This is a genomic window from Pelobacter propionicus DSM 2379 (genome assembly GCF_000015045.1).
Lineage (GTDB): Bacteria > Desulfobacterota > Desulfuromonadia > Geobacterales > Pseudopelobacteraceae > Pseudopelobacter > Pseudopelobacter propionicus.
Map to the genome: position 1 here is coordinate 1436078 of NC_008609.1, position 16335 is coordinate 1452412.

Consider the following 16335-nt stretch of genomic DNA (forward strand, 5'->3'; position numbering starts at 1 on the left):
AAAATCTGGGGTTTTTGTGATTTCCCGATCCCTTGCACGACTGCCCACCTGCCGATACAGGGGAAGGAATCAGCCGGACATTTCTGGCTGCTGTGGCGACACCATACCCTTCAGCGAGAGTGTCAGGGTCATCGGTTGCGTGGGGGAGGCAATGAAGCCGTGGTGTTCATAGAACATCTTGGCTTCTTCGGATATGGCATGGACGAGCAAACCTCGAATTCCGAGAATTCCGCCCGCCTGCATCGTTCTGATAACGGCATCCTGGAGCAGCGCAACGCCGAGTCCCTTGCGGTGAAAATCACGATCAACGGCCAGGCGTCCAAGAATGGCCATGGGAACCGGATCGGGCATGTTGCGCCGAAGAGGCCCGGGTGTATCGCTTACCGCCAGCGCTCCGGATGCCAAACAGTAATAGCCGACAACACGTTGCCCTTCCGCTGCAACATAGGTACGGGAAGCTCCGCTTACCTGGTTGGAATATGCCCGGTGTCGCAGCCAGTCGTCCAGACTGGCAACGCCGCAGGAAAAGCTGCCGGTGTGGTGCTCTCTCGTCAGCAGTGCCGGAGCTGATATCATTACGGCTCCCACGGCCTGCTGGCCTGCATCAGGCGGTTAAACCCTTCGCCACTGGGGGGATGGTCGAGAGCTTGGAGAAAGTGCTCGTATGTTTCACGATCCACTCGCACCAGGGTCTGGTCAAGCACTGCATCCTCGGCCGCCCGCCGTGCCGCATCGATCATGAAATCCGAGCGTGTTTTCCCCTGTGTCTTCGCCGCCCTGTCAATCAAGGCTCGGATATCGCCCCGTACGCGCAGATTTACGGCACAGGTTCGGCTGTCAGTTTCTGGTGAGGTCGATGGCATGGTACCCTCTCTTTCTTTCGATACAGGTAATAGCACACCAATCGTTAGATACACAATGTATATCTGGTGTCAGTGCGTCAGTGGGGTCAGGCATTGAAGGTTTGAACCTGCCGCAGCTTCCGGCAGAGACGCGAGATCTTGTCGGCAATCTCCGGATCGTTTCTGCGCCGGTTTTCCATCCGCTTTGCCGCGCAGCTCAGCGTCGATGGCTCGCGACGCAGCCGGAGCGCCAATTCGGCAAGTGTTCCGCTGCCGAGTTCCAGTGTGGCCCAGGCGGCGAGGCTGCGAGCTTCGGATGCCGTGTGTTCCTGCCCCTGTGCGTACAGGCGCTTCTCATTGACGCCGCAGAGCCTCTTCACCGCCTCGATGATGGTGTCCATATCCGGTTTCCTCTCAAGGGGAGCGTCCTGTCGGATCAGGATCGTCTCCGTGAAGAAGGTGTCTCCCAACAGGCGGCTGTCGATGCTCTTCTCGCCGTGGAATTCCGGCCGTCTTCCCTCGTCTGCTCGCTCGGTGACAAAGCGTGAGAATAGGTCGCGCGCAGTGTCGGCCGAAGAAGAGAACAGCGAAAGCACCGGCTCGGGGTCGATCCAGGCGACGGTCTCTTTTCCCAGATACGCCCCGTGGCTGCTCCAGGGGTACGCCTCGGCACTGGCCGTCATTCCCGCCCGGACCGGATTCAGGTGGATGTAAGCGGCCAACTCCAGCAGAAAGGCATCCGCGTCGACCAGGATGGCCTTGTACCTTCCCTGGAAGAGGTGCCCCGTTTGTCTATGGCGCCGGTTATGCCACTGGGTGTAGCGCTGGGAGATGCACTGCATGATCCGCGAAAGAGGGATGTCGGCGACCTGGATTGCCAGGTGGATGTGGTTGCTCATCAGGCAGAAGGCGAGTATCCGGTGTCGGTAGCGATCCTGTGAAGCCGCGATGATTTCGTACAGCCTGCGACGGTCCCGGTCGTCGGTAAAGATGTTTTGGCGCGCGTTGCCACGCATGATCACGTGATAGACAGCACCGGGTTCATGGATGCGCGTTTTCCTTCCCATGGTGCAATGGTAGCATGCATCTTCAACGGTTCAATGCCGGGTATCAGGCGGGGATTTTGTGATGTCGGCGGAGGGTGAAGCTGCGCAGATTGAGATTATGGAGACTGTGGGGCAGGCATTGATGAATTGAATGTGCAGCCAAGTTTCGGGCTTCGTGCCAAAGAGCTGCTCGAAGTTCAATGGTTCAATGCCTGACCCCGCGGGGTGCCCCCCAGGTCGCCGGCCAGGCTTCCGTCGGCCCGGGGCACCACCGGCGAGAAGCCGACCGCCTTGAACCTGGCCGGGTCGATCCCCCGGGCGATCAACAGGTCCAGAAGCTCCGGGAAGCGGCGGTAGTTTTCGCGGGTGAAGTTGCCCCCCAGGTCGATGGGCAGGATGTCATGGATGGCGTGGATGTTCTCCATGATGGCGGCGAAGCTCCCCCTGCCGGAGACGAAGGGGCGCTGGCTGTCGTGGATGTCCGGCGGGCCGTCCAGGGTGAGGCGCACCGCAGCCAGCCCCAGGGGGAGCAGCTCCTCCACCACGGGCCGGGTGAGCAGGGTGCCGTTGCTGAAGATGTTGAACTGGAACGTCACGCCATGCTCAAGGGCGGCCCTTTGCAGGGCGGTGGCGATGCGCTTCAGAAGCGTAAGCTGCAGCAGTGCCTCGCCACCGTAGAAATCCACGGTCAGATCCAGCCCCTGGGACATGCGCTCGCTCATGCGCCGGATCAGCAGGTCGGCAATGGCGTCGTCCATGGTCTGCTCCCCCCGGAAGGGGGCCTTGAAGCAGTAGGGGCAGGCCAGGTTGCACTCCATGGTCAGGGCCGCGACAACGGACAGGTGGCGGCTCTCCCGGTTGATCCGGTCGAAGGTCTCCCGCATCTCCTCCTTCTCCGCCTCCCGGTCATGCACCAGCACCCCCAGGCGTTGCAGGGTCTCGCGCTCTTCCTCTTCCATCTCCCCGCCGTCCCGCATTCGCTGCCACAGTTCGTCGGACAGCTCCATCACGGCGCAGCGCCGGGTGGCCAGGAGGAGCAGACGCCCCGGCTTGTCCGGGCAGGGGAAGGTGGTGACGTAACATGATGGCTGCATGGTGGCTCCTTGCGGGGGCATATTTTGAAGATTTGAACCTGCTGCTGTTTGTTCAGGCGTAACGTGCCGGTCGAAAAGAGAGGGTGTTGGTTTCATCTTCACTGCCAGACCCCACGCTTACACAGGATGGTGCCGTAGTGAAGAACATCGGATGACCGTGTGTGGGAGAACCGCACAGGGTGATGAGGGAGGGCAGGGGGGCTGCCCTCTTGAGAATGTGCATGATAAGGAATATTTCCTCGGTTACCGCTTGAGTCTTACGATTGCTGCTGTACAAGTGCATGCGAGTTCCGATTCCGGCTCATGCCCCTCTGTCAAGACATGCAGATCCTCTTTTCGAGCCTGCTCTTTTTGTCGTTCCTTGGACACGGGCATCACCCCCTTTCAATAAAATGTTTGTGTTCGTTCATACAGTCTGGACAAACGGCTTTTGAATCTGATATGGTGCTGATTCGAACTATGCCATGAATTTCATTAAACCGCCACATATTTTGAATTCCACACTATTTTCCCTTCTTCTGCTGTTTGGGGTGGCGCTTCCCTGTGCTCGGGCTGAGAAGGCGGAGGATACCAGTGCGCTGTTCAGTGCTTGGCAGGAATCTTCATCCTCCAGCGCCACCCGCTCCCCCAAGCCGCTCTCCCTGACAGCCGAAAATACGACAATAATCACCCAAAAGGAGATCGAGTCCCTCAACGCCCATACCCTGGCCGACGTTCTGGCCACAATACCGGGCATCCAGACTCAAAATTATGGCGCAGCTGGTGGCCTTACAAGCGCCAGCATCCAGAGTGCGAGAAATTATCACGCGTTGGTGATGGTCGATGGGATCCCTCTAAACAACTTGAGTGAAAACTTCTCCGATGTGGCCATGGTCCCGGCGCGGATCATCGAGCGGATCGAGGTTGTCAAGGGGGCGGCTTCCTCGGCCTGGGGACAGGCGCTGGGCGGGGTGATCAACGTTATCACCAAAACGCCGGATCAGAGAAAGATTGGCGGTGTTGCAACCTCCTCCTATGGCGAGGGGGCGACGGCCGACAGCAGCATTGAACTGAGCGGAACAGTTGACCGCCTGGGCTACTATTTCTCCGGCGGGTATCTGGGATTCAAGAATATCCCTCAACATATCACCACCGATTCCAATAACGTCTATGCCAAGCTGACCTACGATCTTTCGGACCAGGGACAGGTGTGGGGTACGTTCAGCCACAGTCATGGCAACCGCACCAATCTGTATATTCCCCGCTCCGACTGGGACCTGAGGGAAGAACAGAAAACCACCTATATCTACGCCTCCCTCGGCATGCGGCGCAAACTGAGCGACAGCCTGGAGCTGGAAATCAGCGGACGCCACGCCTACCGCAACTTTGATACCGTTGACACCAACATCAGCGACGGTTTGCCCTGGTCCTGGTCATCCCAGCCCCGCCTGTTGACCAAGGAAAGGGTCTACGGCGCCAGCGCCAAGCTTATCTGGAGAGAGAGTAACAACCTGCTGGTTGTGGGGGGAGATTTCGAGCATGTCAAGCTCTCCGCAAACGGGACTTATGACTATCCGCTCACGCCCGTTTCCCGTTCGGAAGACCGCTGGGGTTTTTTCCTGAACGATACGTACACTATTGGCGACCTGGCAGTGACCGTCGGCGCCCGTTTCGACCGCCCCAAGACCACATCCGACCAGTTCAGCCCCTCCCTGGGCGTCACCTACAAACTGAGTGAAACCACCCTGCTGCGCGGCTACACGGCGCGCGGCTACAGCCTCTGGGCGTTGACATTTGACGACACGCCGGCGGAAAAGGTCTGGACATCCCAAATTGGGATCGAAACTACTGCTGTCCCGTATCTGTGGCAGAAATTGACTCTCTTCCGCAACCAGATGTGGAGTTTTACGACTTGGAATGATAGCGCCGGCATATACGAGTCGGACCGTCGTATGGCGTTGGGAGTGGAATATGAGATTCGCACCACGCCCGTTTTCAATACCTCCATTGGAGCCGGTTACACCTTTACGGATACGGAGTTGTCAAAAAACCATGACTACGAGTCAGGAGTTCCCCGTCATACCGTGCAGGTGTCGTTGCGCTACGATGACAAGACCTTTCGCGGTGTCCTGACCGGACGCCACATCTTCTGGAACACGCAACCAAGTTCCGAACCGCTCTATAACGGTGACTATGGCGGTATGATCTGGGACCTGCACCTGGGCGCCACGTTGGTGAAGCGTGAGGAGCGGTCGCTGGAAGTGTTCTTCTCCGGTCGCAATCTCTTCGACGGATCACAAACACCAAGTAATTATTGCGTCTATCCCGGCCGCTGGTTCGAGGGTGGAGTGAGGGTACGGTTTTGAGAATACTCATCGCTCTCATACTCGCCCTGGCGACCCTGCTCCCCTGCCTGGCCCAGGCCTACGACGTGCTGCTCTTGGTCAGCCGCCGCGACCAGGCCTCGGAAGAGGTGCTGAAAGGCTTCCGCGCTGGCTGCTCCTCCTCCCACCGCACCCTGGTGCTGTCCGATTACGCCGAGGTCGACCTGACCCGCATCCTGCGGGAGGAGAATCCCCGCCTGATCCTGACCCTGGGCGATGCTGCTCTGAAGGCGGCCCGCCGGGTGAGCCGCACGCCGGTGGTCTCGCTGATGGCCCTGGGTGTGCGTCAGCAGGCTGCCCTGCAGTCAAACCTGACCGGCATCGATATGTTCGCCTCGCCGGAGAGCTATATGGAACTGTTCAAGAAGCTGAAGGTGAGCCGCGTGGGGGTAGTGTACGATCAGGCCAGGAGTGGCTGGTACCTGCGCAAGGCCCGCCAGGCGGCGGAAAAGGCCGGTATCACCCTGGTGACCCGCGAGGTGGATTCGTCCCGCGATGCCCTGGAAAAACTCGCCTCCCTGTCCGGCAAGGTGGACGCCCTCTGGATGCTGCCGGACGTCACGGCGGTGACCCGCGAAACCAGCGAGGCTTACTTCCGCTTCGGCCAGAGCCAGTCGGTGCCGGTGGTCTCCTTCTCCGCCAGTTACCTGGGGCTGGGCGCCGGCGCGGTGGTGGAGATCGACCGCAAGGACCTGGGGCGCCAGGCCTGCGATATGGTTGATGATCTGCTGAAAAAGGGCAGGGGCTCCGACATGCCCCTGGCATTCCCCCGCAACACCTCCACCAGAATGAACCCCGACGTGATCAGGCACCTGGGTTCCGGGATCGTGTCTGGCCACCAGATCAGCCTGGCTGCGCTGTTCGGGGAGTAGGCGGCCGGGGCAGGCGGGCCTGTCATTCCGTGTCGCCCCGTCCCATGGCTTCTGCCCGCTGGTGTGCTGAACCGGGAGAAAAGTGCTTGAAATGACATCTCGTATGTTTTATGTATAAACCCTCCTTTTGTACTCCCAACCACCAGGGCCTGCGTGTCGTGTGAGGAGCGCGTCTTTCCTCTGTTTCGTTCTGCCGGATGAGAAACGACGGTAAATATCCAATAGGGAACCGACGTGTCACCACTTGCGCATCTGAACACATTCCGCTACAGCTTCCAGTACAAACTCTTCCTGATCTTTACCCTTTTGACCGGGCTGGTCTGCATCCTCTTCAGTACCCTGTATGTTGTTAGCGAAATCAGTGACGCGCGCAGCGTCGCAGCGGAGCAGCTGCGCCTGCAGGCGGCCGGGCTGGGGGATGAAATCCGTCTGGCGCTGTACGCCGGAAACCGCGAGACCCTGAACCAGTTTGCGCGGGATGCCGCCCGCAATCCCCTTATTCGCCGGGTGGTGATCAGCGACGCCGCTGGCAGGGGGCTGGCCGTCATCGTTTCGGAAAAGAGCGGCGACCGGTCGGAGCCGATCCGCGAGACCGTGACCGTTGCCGGCAGTACCATGGGACTCTCCGTGGACGATGCCCTGAACGGCGAACGGGAAAAGGCGCCATCCGCCATCGGCACGGTGCGGCTGGAGCGGACAAGCGCCGATCTGGTGGCCTCGGCGCGCCAGATGACGTTGACCATCTGCTTGCTGGGATTCGGTTTCTGGCTATTGGTGTCCCTGCTCTGCCATCAGGTGCTGCGCAGGGTGACCGCCTCCTTCAACGCCCTGATGCGCGGCCTGGAACGGGTGCGGCAGGGACAGTACGATACGCGCATCGCGGTGCGCAGCGACGACGAGCCGGGCAGGGCGGGACACGCGGTCAACGAGCTGGCTGCCTCCCTGCGGATGCGGGAAGAGGAGAACAGGCGCCTCAACCAGGAGCTGATGGATGCCATGGAGGAGGAACGCGCTGCCCGTAACCAGCTGGCCGCCATAAACCAGACCCTGGAACGGGAGATGGCCGAACGCATCCAGGCCGAACAGGCGCTGCGCGAGAGCGAGAGCAACCTGCGCACCCTGATGGACATGATGCCGGTGGGGGTCTCCTGGTCACAACCGGACGGCAGGGTGGAGTATGTCAACGACTTCATCGTCAAGTCCAGCGGCTTCGGCAGGGACGAGTTCCCCATGGCCGACGACTGGTTCTGCCGGGTGTTCCCCGACCCTGAGTATCGCGCCCACATCGCCGAACTGCGCCTGGACGCCCTGGCCTGCGCCGCAGCTGGGGAAGAGATCCCCTCCTACGAGGCGCGGGTGACCTGCCGGGACGGTTCGGTGCGCCATGTGCTCTTCCGGCACCAGATCTGCATGGGGCGCAACGTGGCCATCATGGTGGATATCACCGAGCGCGAGCTGTTCCAGGAACAGATGATCAAGAGCCAGAAGCTGGAATCCCTGGGTGTCCTGGCGGGCGGGATCGCCCACAATTTCAACAACGTGCTTACCGGCGTGATGGGCTATATCTCCTTTGCGCGCATGTTCCTGGATCCGTCCCACAAGTCCCACGCGGCCCTGGGCCATGCCGAGGAGGCCTCCCGCCGGGCGGCCGGCATGGCCAACCAGCTGCTGACCTTTGCCCGCGGAGGGGAGCCGATCAAACGCCGGGCGTCGCTGAAGAGGCTGGTGGATGAGTGCCTCTCCCTGGCCCTGAACGGCACTACGGTGCGCCGGGTGGTGGATATCCCGGACGACCTGCACGCGGTGATGGCCGACGAAGGGCAGATCACGCAGGTGTTCCACAACATCATCCTGAACGCAGCCCAGGCAATGGGCGAGGGAGGGGTGCTGAGGGTGCGGGCCGAGAACATCAGCATGGCCCGCGGCCGCCGCCCCGGTGCGCCCCAGGAACCCTACATCAGGATCTCCTTCACCGATCAGGGCGAGGGCATCCCCGCCACGATCCTGCCCAAGATCTTCGACCCCTACTTCACCACTAAATCCACCGGAACCGGCCTGGGGCTGGCGTCGGCCCACTCCATCGTCAGCAGGCACGGCGGCATGATCGCGGTGGATTCCGAGCCGGGCAGGGGTACCTGCTTCTCCATCTCGCTCCCTTCCACCGGCGAGAGGCTGCTGCCGGGGGGGGATGTCACCCGCAGGCTGAACCCCGGCGGCCAGGGGGGGGGGCAGGATTCTGGTGATGGATGACGAGGAAAGCATCCGCGAGTTCGCCCGGGAGAGCCTGCTGTTCCTGGGCTACCGGGTGAGCTGCTGTGCCGACGGCAGGGATGCGCTGCGGCTCTACCGGGCGGCCAATGAGGCCGACGACCCGTTCTTCGCCGCCATCCTGGACCTGAACGTGGCGGGCGGCATGGGGGGCGAGGAGGCGGCCCGCCGGATCCTGGATTTCGATCCATCGGCCAGATTGATCGTATCCAGCGGCTATGCCTATGACCCGATCATGGCGGCGTACCGGCAGCACGGCTTCTGCGCTGCCGTGTCAAAGCCGTACAAGGTCGACCAGTTGGAGCAGGAATTGAACTTCCTGAAGCGGGAGTCGCCGGAGTCGGAATCCTGCATGGAGTGCGTGCCCCTGACTTAGGGGAGAGAAAAGGCTTGCAAGCCATGGCCTGAGGTGGTAGAAAATATATCTTTTCGGGGAGTAGCGCAGCCTGGCAGCGCACCTGCCTTGGGAGCAGGGGGTCGCTGGTTCGAATCCAGTCTCCCCGACCAGATAAAACAGGGACTTATAGCAAATTGCTATAAGTCCTTTTGTTTTTTTTTGGTTCCATGTAACCTCTTGTGTAACCTCTGTCTACAATGCTGCCCCCTTTCGCGCTCGGCACAAAAAAAGCCCGGCCCCCATGTGAAGGGAAACCGGGCTGTGCTATTCCTAGTTGCTAGAGAACATCCCTCCGCCGAAAACGTCTCGCCTGTCTCCTTGCCCTCCAACCACCTTCATGCTCCCGCGCTTTTCCACAATGCCTGTGGACAACCTCTGTACCACCCTGGGGATGGAACCGATTTCAGGCTGCGTCATAGGCGGTTGCATCGGATTGCCTGGCAAATGAGCGTGGCGGCATCGATGATACGGGGCTGGATGAGCGCCGGCTAGCAATCATCCCTGGAAAGTTCTTCCAGGATCCAGTTGAGCTCCGTCTGTTTTTGCTCACAGTCCCAGAACTCCTGAAATTCCTCGCGGTGTTCAGGGTCAACCCCATCCATCCATTTTTGATACGCCCTCTCAAGCCGCCGCTGTATCTCGGGGCTTCCGTTGATATACGCCAGCTTCTGTTCCTCTGTATCCTCGAACTCCAGCCACGTCGCCATTGCCCTTTCCCATGCTGTGTTCCCTGCCAGTGTCAGGGCCTGTTCGTATTCCGTGTGGCTTGAATACTGTTTATTCATCACCACGGATGCCAGCGCATCTGCTTCTTCCAGGAACGCTTCCACCATCGCCTCGTTGTGATCCTCCAGCACACGTTGCAGCATCCCGGATTCCTTCAGCTCCTGGTACATGCCCGGCGCCCGGTCCTTCATGGCTTGCTCGATCATGCGTAACTGTCTCGGTGTGTTCAGTACCATGGATATCCCTCCTCGCCCCCTCAATGCTACCACGTTAACGCCGGAATTGCGGAGCGATGACCAAGGCGAAATCGTGGGAAGCGAGCCTGGCAATATCAAGCCAAAGAGCAGCAGGCACCCATGCTCGAACCCTGGCAACGGCATCCCCCGGTGTGGCCTTGGGGCTTTGCGGGCTGGTGGCTCCGCTGATTTGGATACGACGGATTTAAGGGGTGAAGTCGTGGCCTTCGTCACGATGACAATCTACCGGGGGAATCCGAACCGGCCTCATGCTTTGCCGTGTTGTTTTCGGCGTCTCTGGCTGGTGTGGGTGCAACACATGGGGAAAGATCTGGGCGCGACTTCGAAAGCAGCTCAGGGGCGCGCCTGCTTCGTCTGGCGACATGTTCCGTTGCCTGGACCACTACGGGTGGGCCGCCATCCACCAAACGGCAATAACACCCTGGCATCCTCTTCCCTGGCCTTGGGTGTTGGTCGGCCCGCGATCCGATCATGCCCGCCGGTGTGAGACGCACGGGACAGGATCAATGCAATCCTCCGGGAGACAGGAACCATGAAAAAAACGATTCTCCAGAGGGGGTATACCCCCTTTTTTCGTTTCGGCCGATGTACTTATACCCTCCCCTTCTTGGGCGCGCGCAATTTTTTAGAGGAATTTTTCAGAGGGAAGTTAATAGGTGGGATAGGTCCGGTGGTAATCATTGGTGAGTGGCTAATCAATGGTGAGCACAAATAACCAATAATATCGAATACTTATAAAAAAATAAATCTTGCAATCTCCTGATGGCAGGCGTATGTAAACAGCAACAACATTCATCAAGCCTCATGTCTTTTCATTAAGACATTCGGCGTGGTAACAATGTCGCTGGATAGGTTACGGCTGATCCCCGTGGCCGACAAGCCGGTTCCCGGCCGGCTTCCAGCGATTTTCACCGGGGCGCTTACAGGAGGCGTGAAGATGACAGAGAATCAAAACGTTGGAGAACATGTTTCTGTCGAGTTCGGGGACGCATTGAAGTGGGTCGCCGTGACACCGTCAAACGAACAGATCACCGTGAGAGTAGGGGCGGACAGAAAGAAGCAGCTGCTGGAGTTGAGCTTAAAAACCGGCGTACAGGCGGCGAGCTTGGTTCGTAGCTGGATATTCGAAAAACTTGATGAGGCTCAGTCCTGCAAAGGGGGCTCTAAATGCCGGTAACCATCATCGACCTGATAACCAAACTCAAATCGGAACTGGAGAAGCACGGCAACATCGCCGTCAAGATATCTGGGGAAACCGTCACCAGCATCGAAGTAGTAGAGGCTATGGAGTGCGACGGCATTGATTTACCGGCGTATCTCGACATCGTGGGGGCATAACATGTCAGCAGGAGCCGAGACCGAACCGGTCACCATGACGATCACCGAGGCATGCCGGCGCCACGCGGGGCTGAATCATTCCACGCTGCAAATCATGTGCATCCGGAAACAGATCAGGGCACAGAAGGTGGGGAAACGCTGGCATATCCCGGTCGCTGAACTGGATCGGGTGTTCCTGGGGATTAAGCCCAGGAGATAACTTGCGGGATTTTTATTGCCGCCAACAAGAGAGCCCCCTGCCGGTGATGGTAGAGGGCTCTTTATTTTCAGTTTCAGACGGCGCCAGCAGCTCATGTGACTCATTGATAAGTATGACTTCAAGATCTCCTTCAGATCTAATAACAGCTATATTCACCATGGCACATTCCTTTTATTTAGCAAAACCTCGCTTCAAAGACATCGATGTAATCCTCATTAGCCTGCAAATTTTGTTATAGTTTTTTGCATCCATCGACTCTATTTTCTAATAACCAAAGTACCCGCCATAATGTCATGGAGTGCTTGCTTTTTCTGGGTAAGGCCAGCCATAATGTAGCCAATACATAAGATTATCGTTGATAAATATTTCCCCCAATATCGTCTATTCGCCTCATCAGATGAAATTCTTCCGCCATTAAGGTCGGTGACAATAAGCCCTAATGCAACTTTTCCAGCTGTTGCTTGCTTTGATGATGTCTCAAGAAGAGTGAAGTAACACCAATTCAAAATAATACCAGTGATAAAACATAATATTTTAGCTATTGCTTTAAGATTTACATATCCTGCAGCATCCAAAGGACCAAAAATAATATGAACTGTGATACCAAAGATTACAACTATGATATATAAAATAATTGTTTCACCAATCAATAAGATAACAAAATCAATTAAGGTAGCAACAAACCTTATCCAAAATCCGGCATAAACTCTAATCGCAGCCTGTTGCTTAACTGAAGATATTTCTTTCAACTGAAAACCGCATGATGAGCAAAAACCAGCGTTGTCTTGATTTTCAGAACCACAATTAGAACAGAACATTTGGTACTCCTTGATTAGGGTAACGGCCCCCGGTCAACATCCCAAACGGGATATTTAGTGTGTGAACATGAAAATTGACTATCTGTAGCCCCCGTTTCAGCAACACGGGAGCAACCATTCAACCTCTTGACCTTGTCACATTATTTCACGCCAATTCGTTATTCAACCGTAAAATCCTCATTCTATAAAAAAGACCGATCCTTATATGGACCGGCCTCCGTTGCTGGTAGCGTTCATGGCGCCGGAGCAACTACACCCCCGCGAGCAGCGTCCCGTCAGCCACCACAAGGCAGAACCGCGGTGAGTTACGTCGTAGCAGTTTGCCCGGGTTACTGATATGCGCTCAGATCGACCGGCATTGTGTCGATGTTCAGGTTGACATTCTTGACCTTAGCTGCGGGATACTCGTCCGCCAGCCGAAATGACATATCCAGCGCTCTCAAACTTACGCCGGGGTCCGCTGCATCGACGTGTTCAGCCAGTTTCGCACAACGGTATGTCCTGGTGAGACCTGCGCGGTTCATCTCTTCTTCAATCGCAAGCTGCACCTGCGGCAACCCCATCAGCTTCCGGGCAATCTCCTTGGAAGAGGCGCGTGAAGTCGTGTCGTAAACTTGGTCTACCGCGTTTGTGGGTGATTCGCCTTTTACAATGCGAACAACGGCCGCCGCCTGCTTTTCGGTGAGCTGGTCAATAGCCCTCGGCACCCCTGGCTGAAGTCGCTTAAGCCGTTTGGAAATTGCGGCCGGACTGCATCCAAAATGCGCCGCCAGTTCCCTCCCTGTTGCTCCTGCGTTGAATCGGTCAATCAGTTCCTGGTCGTTGATTTTTCGGCCGGTGGGGAGTCTCTGCGGGTTTGTGGGTTGGTTGTCAGCCCGCGATGGTTTACGGGTTAATAGTGGGTCCGGGTTAACCGAGAATGGTGAATATGCTTCAAGTCCGGTGTCGCCACCTCCCGTGGTGGTGGTCTCCGGGGCTTCGTCCGGCAGGATGGCGAATGGGTCAAAATTTTCCATGAGGTTTCCTCCTCGTGGGGCAGGTGCTACCCCGCCCCACTGGTTTGTAGTGATCATAGCTCCGGGTCGTATGGCTCCAATCCGCAGTACTCGCCGTATGTCAGCTCCGATTCCGGCAAGGCGGCGAAATCCAACCGGCGACTCGTGAACCGGTGCCACACCGGGCCGGGGAAGTCTCCGGGGCGCATGTGGGCAAGCCCTTCAAGCTGGGGCAGGTTTGGCGGGCGCGTCCGGCCAAGGGCGGAGTTATACCGATCCGCGAATTGCCGCCGAGCCTCCAAGACTTCGAGTCGGTTCCGCTCCTGGCGCTGACGTTCCAACTCAGAGCGCTCCAGTTTGGCGAAGTGTTCCAAGGCGACGCTGTTGTCCTCGTTGGCGATCTCCCGGAGCTTCGGCAGTTCGACAGCCATGGTATCGAGTTCCTCGCCGGAAATTACACCCAGTGCATAGTCCATCATCAGCTTGGAGCGGCTGGCCTCGATCTCGGCAATTCGGTTGACGGCCTTCCCGTGGCGGGTGTGGATCCTGGTTTGTGCGGTGCGGATTTCTTCGAGTGTCATTGGTGTTTCTCCTTTAAAATTAACGTTGTAGACCACAGATACCCCATTCGCGGCGGTCAACACGGTCGTTGCTTCGCTTCCAGACGGCGCAACGCCTCCCAACACAGTTGGTCTTAGTGAGCGGGCAGAACATCTGTATAGCCTCTGTTTCATGGATTTCGTTGAACATAAACTTCCCCTTTCTTCATGGTTGGGGGGACAGTGGGGACAGTTAGTAGGTTTTTCCGTAAAATCTCGCGTAGAAGAATTTATATAAGGAATTTACTGGAAAAGCCCCTCAACCCTCCCCACTGTCCCCCGTGTTAGAACGGTCTACCGTTATCGTTGGTTTCCATCCAATGCTGGTCAGCTTCACTGGCTATAAGCCCCAATCCCCTCCAGCGGATTGTCCCGTGAGATTTCTCCTTGGAAAACCCGGCGTCGGTCAACATCCTGCCGAACTTCGTAGTGGTGACGTTCCGCCAACCGGAAAATTCCGCAAATGACCTCAGCAACGCTGCTGCCGGGGCCGTCATACCTACATCCCGGTGGCAATATTCAGCGATCCATTGGCCAAAAACATCCTCGGCTTGCCGGTATTCAGTCACGGCGGCCTTGACGGATTCCGGTGGGTTCAACCCTTGTCGTTGCCAGTCGAGGCAGCCCCGCACGGCCCAAGCCAAGATCCCAGGTAGTTCCTGGAGTAGCTTTTTCTGGAGATGGGGGTCGCGCTCCTCGGGGGGGATGACGACGTTGAAGCTGACCAAGTGGAACCGCCGCCAGATACCGTGATCGGTTCCACGGATCTTCGGACGATGATTACCAATCAACAAAGGTTTGAACTGGGGTACATATGAGAAAAATTCGCCATACAAGAAGCGGCACGATATGGCGTCCTCACCTGTGAGCTGCTTAATCTGTGCCTCAGCGAGACGTTCGCCGTCGTCGAATTCGGAGACAACCACTAACCGCGATCCTCGCAATCCCGCCAGGTCGTTTGTTGGGCTGCGGCGGTCTCTTACCATGAGCAGCTCGGCCCCGGCGGTGCTGGCATAATCTCCACACAAAGCACGGAACACATTTGCGAGAACGGATTTGCCGTTCGCTCCGAGACCGTAGAAAAAAAGCAGAACCTGCTCGCCGGTTAGGCCGGTCAGGCAATACCCAGCGAACCGCTGGATGTAGGAGATGATCTCCTTGTCACTGGCAAAAATGCGGTCCAGGAACGCCAGGAATTTGGGGCATTCGGCGGTGGGATCGTACTCGATAAAAACAAGGCGCGTCAGGAAATTCGCCGGATCGTGGGGCAGTAACGCCCCTGATTCAAGGTCGATGGTGCCGTTCAGAACGGTCAGCAACATTGGGTGCCGGTCTAACTCGGCGGAAGCTACCGACAGCTCCGGGCGCTGCTTACAGGCCTCAAGCAGCGTGGCCTGACGGGGGTGAGCCTCCAACTTCAGAAGGGCTTTCAGCTCTTCGGTGCGGACAAGGAAATCCGAGTTATACAGGGCTTTGCGGTATAGGTTTTTAAGTAATTCTCTGATAAACGGGAAGCCTCCGCCCGGGGCATCCGTTGTCCACCGGCGCCCATCGAAGGCAAGCCACTTGCCGGATTCGGACCAGTACCGCAATTGGTCACGAAACATTGCCGCGAACCGTTCGGAAAGCCGAAGATCTGTGAACTGATCACCGGCATTGCTTACGGGGAGGGCGACCGGGGGCTGTATTCCTGCCGGGACTTGGCCGGAGTAGGGGATCATTTCACCGGTGGTGGCGTCCTTTGTGAATATCGGACGGTCTTCAAGACTCTCGCTGAATTCGGAGAGGGGAACGTAGTCGTTCACGATGAGGTCACCATCAAAAACGTAAATTTCAGATGGTTGGGGAACATTATTCATCGACGCCCCCCCTTGACCCGGCGAAACAATTGATTCCGTGTGTTCAGGAGAGTTCTTGCGTTGGCCATGATTCCGGCTTCATACCGCAGTACAACGTCTATGACCTCAGATGTTTCTGGAAATGTGAACGTCGCTATCGCAGATTCATCGAATGAAATTTCTGGATCAATTCTAGCGATAGTTTTGATCGCGCTGGCCTGTTCGATGTTTCTCGTTTGGTAGGTTCTGGCCATGATCAACCCTCCCTGGTTGCGGAAGGCTTGCGTCCCCGACGGGCACCGGGGGCGACAGGCCGGACGTTTTCAGGAGTGACAACCTGGCGTGACTCGACCCAGGCCATGACCTCGGATAGTCGATATCCCACCGAGTTGGCCCCGAGTCGGATTCGGCTCGGGAAGTTCCCAGCCTTCTCGTCGCGCCAGATTGAGGCAAGGGAGCGGCCGGTTATAGTTGAGGTTTCTTTGGGGCGAATGATGCGGTCAACAAAAGAAGAGGGGATCGCCAGGTCAAGAAGGCGGTCAGGGGTTGAGCCAGTCCCTTTCAAGCGGACAGTTTTGCCTGGGGATGGAACGGAAGTTGTCATAGTGTTTCACCTCGGAAATGAATTCCTTGCGCAAGGTGAGCACACTATTTCACGGGATTTAAGAGAGGTTTGACCTATA

The 16335-nt window shown here is 57.4% G+C and carries 18 protein-coding genes and 1 tRNA gene; 8 read left to right on the top strand and 11 right to left on the bottom strand.

What is annotated here, in order from left to right; all coding sequences use genetic code 11:
• Positions 1-69: 69 nt before the first annotated feature.
• From PPRO_RS06720 to gptM, 4 genes are all read right to left on the bottom strand, one after another.
• A complete protein-coding gene (locus PPRO_RS06720; protein WP_011735266.1) occupies positions 70-576 on the bottom strand; it encodes a GNAT family N-acetyltransferase in 507 nt (168 codons plus the stop codon).
• Positions 576-863, bottom strand: coding sequence for a type II toxin-antitoxin system TacA family antitoxin (locus PPRO_RS06725; protein WP_041532185.1), 288 nt, complete (start codon positions 861-863; stop codon positions 576-578). Before PPRO_RS06725 ends, PPRO_RS06720 begins: the two co-directional genes overlap by 1 nt.
• Before the next feature lie 86 nt (positions 864-949).
• Positions 950-1909, bottom strand: a complete 960-nt coding sequence (locus PPRO_RS06730; RefSeq protein ID WP_011735268.1) for an REP-associated tyrosine transposase — start codon at positions 1907-1909, stop codon at positions 950-952.
• A gap of 176 nt (positions 1910-2085) precedes the next feature.
• On the bottom strand, positions 2086-2982 hold the full coding sequence (gptM, locus tag PPRO_RS06735) for a geopeptide radical SAM maturase (RefSeq protein ID WP_011735269.1): 897 nt from the start codon (positions 2980-2982) through the stop codon (positions 2086-2088).
• A 530-nt stretch (positions 2983-3512) separates the two neighbouring features.
• Here gptM and PPRO_RS06740 point away from each other — a divergent pair.
• From PPRO_RS06740 to PPRO_RS06760, 5 genes are all read left to right on the top strand, one after another.
• Positions 3513-5327 (top strand): TonB-dependent receptor plug domain-containing protein, encoded by a 1815-nt coding sequence (locus PPRO_RS06740; RefSeq protein WP_198138337.1) that lies wholly within the window; start codon positions 3513-3515, stop codon positions 5325-5327.
• Positions 5324-6217 (top strand): ABC transporter substrate-binding protein, encoded by an 894-nt coding sequence (locus tag PPRO_RS06745; protein ID WP_011735271.1) that lies wholly within the window; start codon positions 5324-5326, stop codon positions 6215-6217. The genes PPRO_RS06740 and PPRO_RS06745 overlap by 4 nt, the downstream gene beginning before the upstream one ends.
• A 234-nt stretch (positions 6218-6451) precedes the next feature.
• The gene (locus tag PPRO_RS06750) at positions 6452-8467 is read left to right on the top strand and encodes a sensor histidine kinase (RefSeq protein WP_049759664.1); all 2016 of its coding nucleotides are present in this window, start codon (positions 6452-6454) and stop codon (positions 8465-8467) included.
• Positions 8460-8861: a response regulator gene (locus tag PPRO_RS06755; RefSeq protein ID WP_049759666.1), complete on the top strand. Its 402-nt coding sequence runs from the start codon at positions 8460-8462 to the stop codon at positions 8859-8861. Before PPRO_RS06750 ends, PPRO_RS06755 begins: the two co-directional genes overlap by 8 nt.
• A gap of 54 nt (positions 8862-8915) precedes the next feature.
• Positions 8916-8992, top strand: a tRNA-Pro gene (locus PPRO_RS06760).
• 378 nt (positions 8993-9370) lie between these two features.
• Here the strand turns inward: PPRO_RS06760 and PPRO_RS06765 are convergent.
• Positions 9371-9844, bottom strand: coding sequence for a hypothetical protein (locus PPRO_RS06765; RefSeq protein ID WP_011735272.1), 474 nt, complete (start codon positions 9842-9844; stop codon positions 9371-9373).
• A 958-nt stretch (positions 9845-10802) separates the two neighbouring features.
• Here PPRO_RS06765 and PPRO_RS06775 point away from each other — a divergent pair.
• From PPRO_RS06775 to PPRO_RS06780, 3 genes are read left to right on the top strand one after another with little or no spacing between them, the layout of a single operon-like run.
• Entirely contained in the window at positions 10803-11042 is a 240-nt protein-coding gene (locus PPRO_RS06775) for a hypothetical protein (RefSeq protein ID WP_041532187.1), read from the top strand.
• Positions 11033-11203, top strand: a complete 171-nt coding sequence (locus PPRO_RS20830) for a hypothetical protein (protein WP_157039955.1) — start codon at positions 11033-11035, stop codon at positions 11201-11203. Before PPRO_RS06775 ends, PPRO_RS20830 begins: the two co-directional genes overlap by 10 nt.
• A 1-nt stretch (position 11204) precedes the next feature.
• On the top strand, positions 11205-11402 hold the full coding sequence (locus PPRO_RS06780; RefSeq protein WP_041532188.1) for a helix-turn-helix domain-containing protein: 198 nt from the start codon (positions 11205-11207) through the stop codon (positions 11400-11402).
• A 257-nt stretch (positions 11403-11659) separates the two neighbouring features.
• Here the strand turns inward: PPRO_RS06780 and PPRO_RS06785 are convergent, their stop codons facing one another.
• The 6 genes from PPRO_RS06785 to PPRO_RS20100 all read right to left on the bottom strand — a co-directional run bounded on the left by PPRO_RS06785 (position 11660) and on the right by PPRO_RS20100 (position 16256).
• Entirely contained in the window at positions 11660-12220 is a 561-nt protein-coding gene (locus tag PPRO_RS06785; RefSeq protein ID WP_011735274.1) for an RDD family protein, read from the bottom strand.
• A 329-nt stretch (positions 12221-12549) separates the two neighbouring features.
• Complete coding sequence (locus PPRO_RS06790) at positions 12550-13236, bottom strand: COG3415 family protein (protein ID WP_041532189.1); 687 nt, start codon at positions 13234-13236, stop codon at positions 12550-12552.
• Positions 13237-13289: 53 nt separating this feature from the next.
• The gene (locus PPRO_RS06795; protein ID WP_011735276.1) at positions 13290-13796 is read right to left on the bottom strand and encodes a hypothetical protein; all 507 of its coding nucleotides are present in this window, start codon (positions 13794-13796) and stop codon (positions 13290-13292) included.
• Between the two features lie 302 nt (positions 13797-14098).
• Positions 14099-15673, bottom strand: a complete 1575-nt coding sequence (locus PPRO_RS06800) for a DNA primase family protein (protein ID WP_011735277.1) — start codon at positions 15671-15673, stop codon at positions 14099-14101.
• Positions 15670-15906 carry a hypothetical protein gene (locus PPRO_RS06805; RefSeq protein ID WP_041532190.1) on the bottom strand — a complete coding sequence of 79 codons (237 nt, stop codon included), beginning with the start codon at positions 15904-15906 and terminating at the stop codon, positions 15670-15672. Before PPRO_RS06805 ends, PPRO_RS06800 begins: the two co-directional genes overlap by 4 nt.
• 2 nt (positions 15907-15908) lie before the next feature.
• Entirely contained in the window at positions 15909-16256 is a 348-nt protein-coding gene (locus tag PPRO_RS20100; protein ID WP_083761204.1) for a helix-turn-helix transcriptional regulator, read from the bottom strand.
• Positions 16257-16335: the final 79 nt, after the last annotated feature.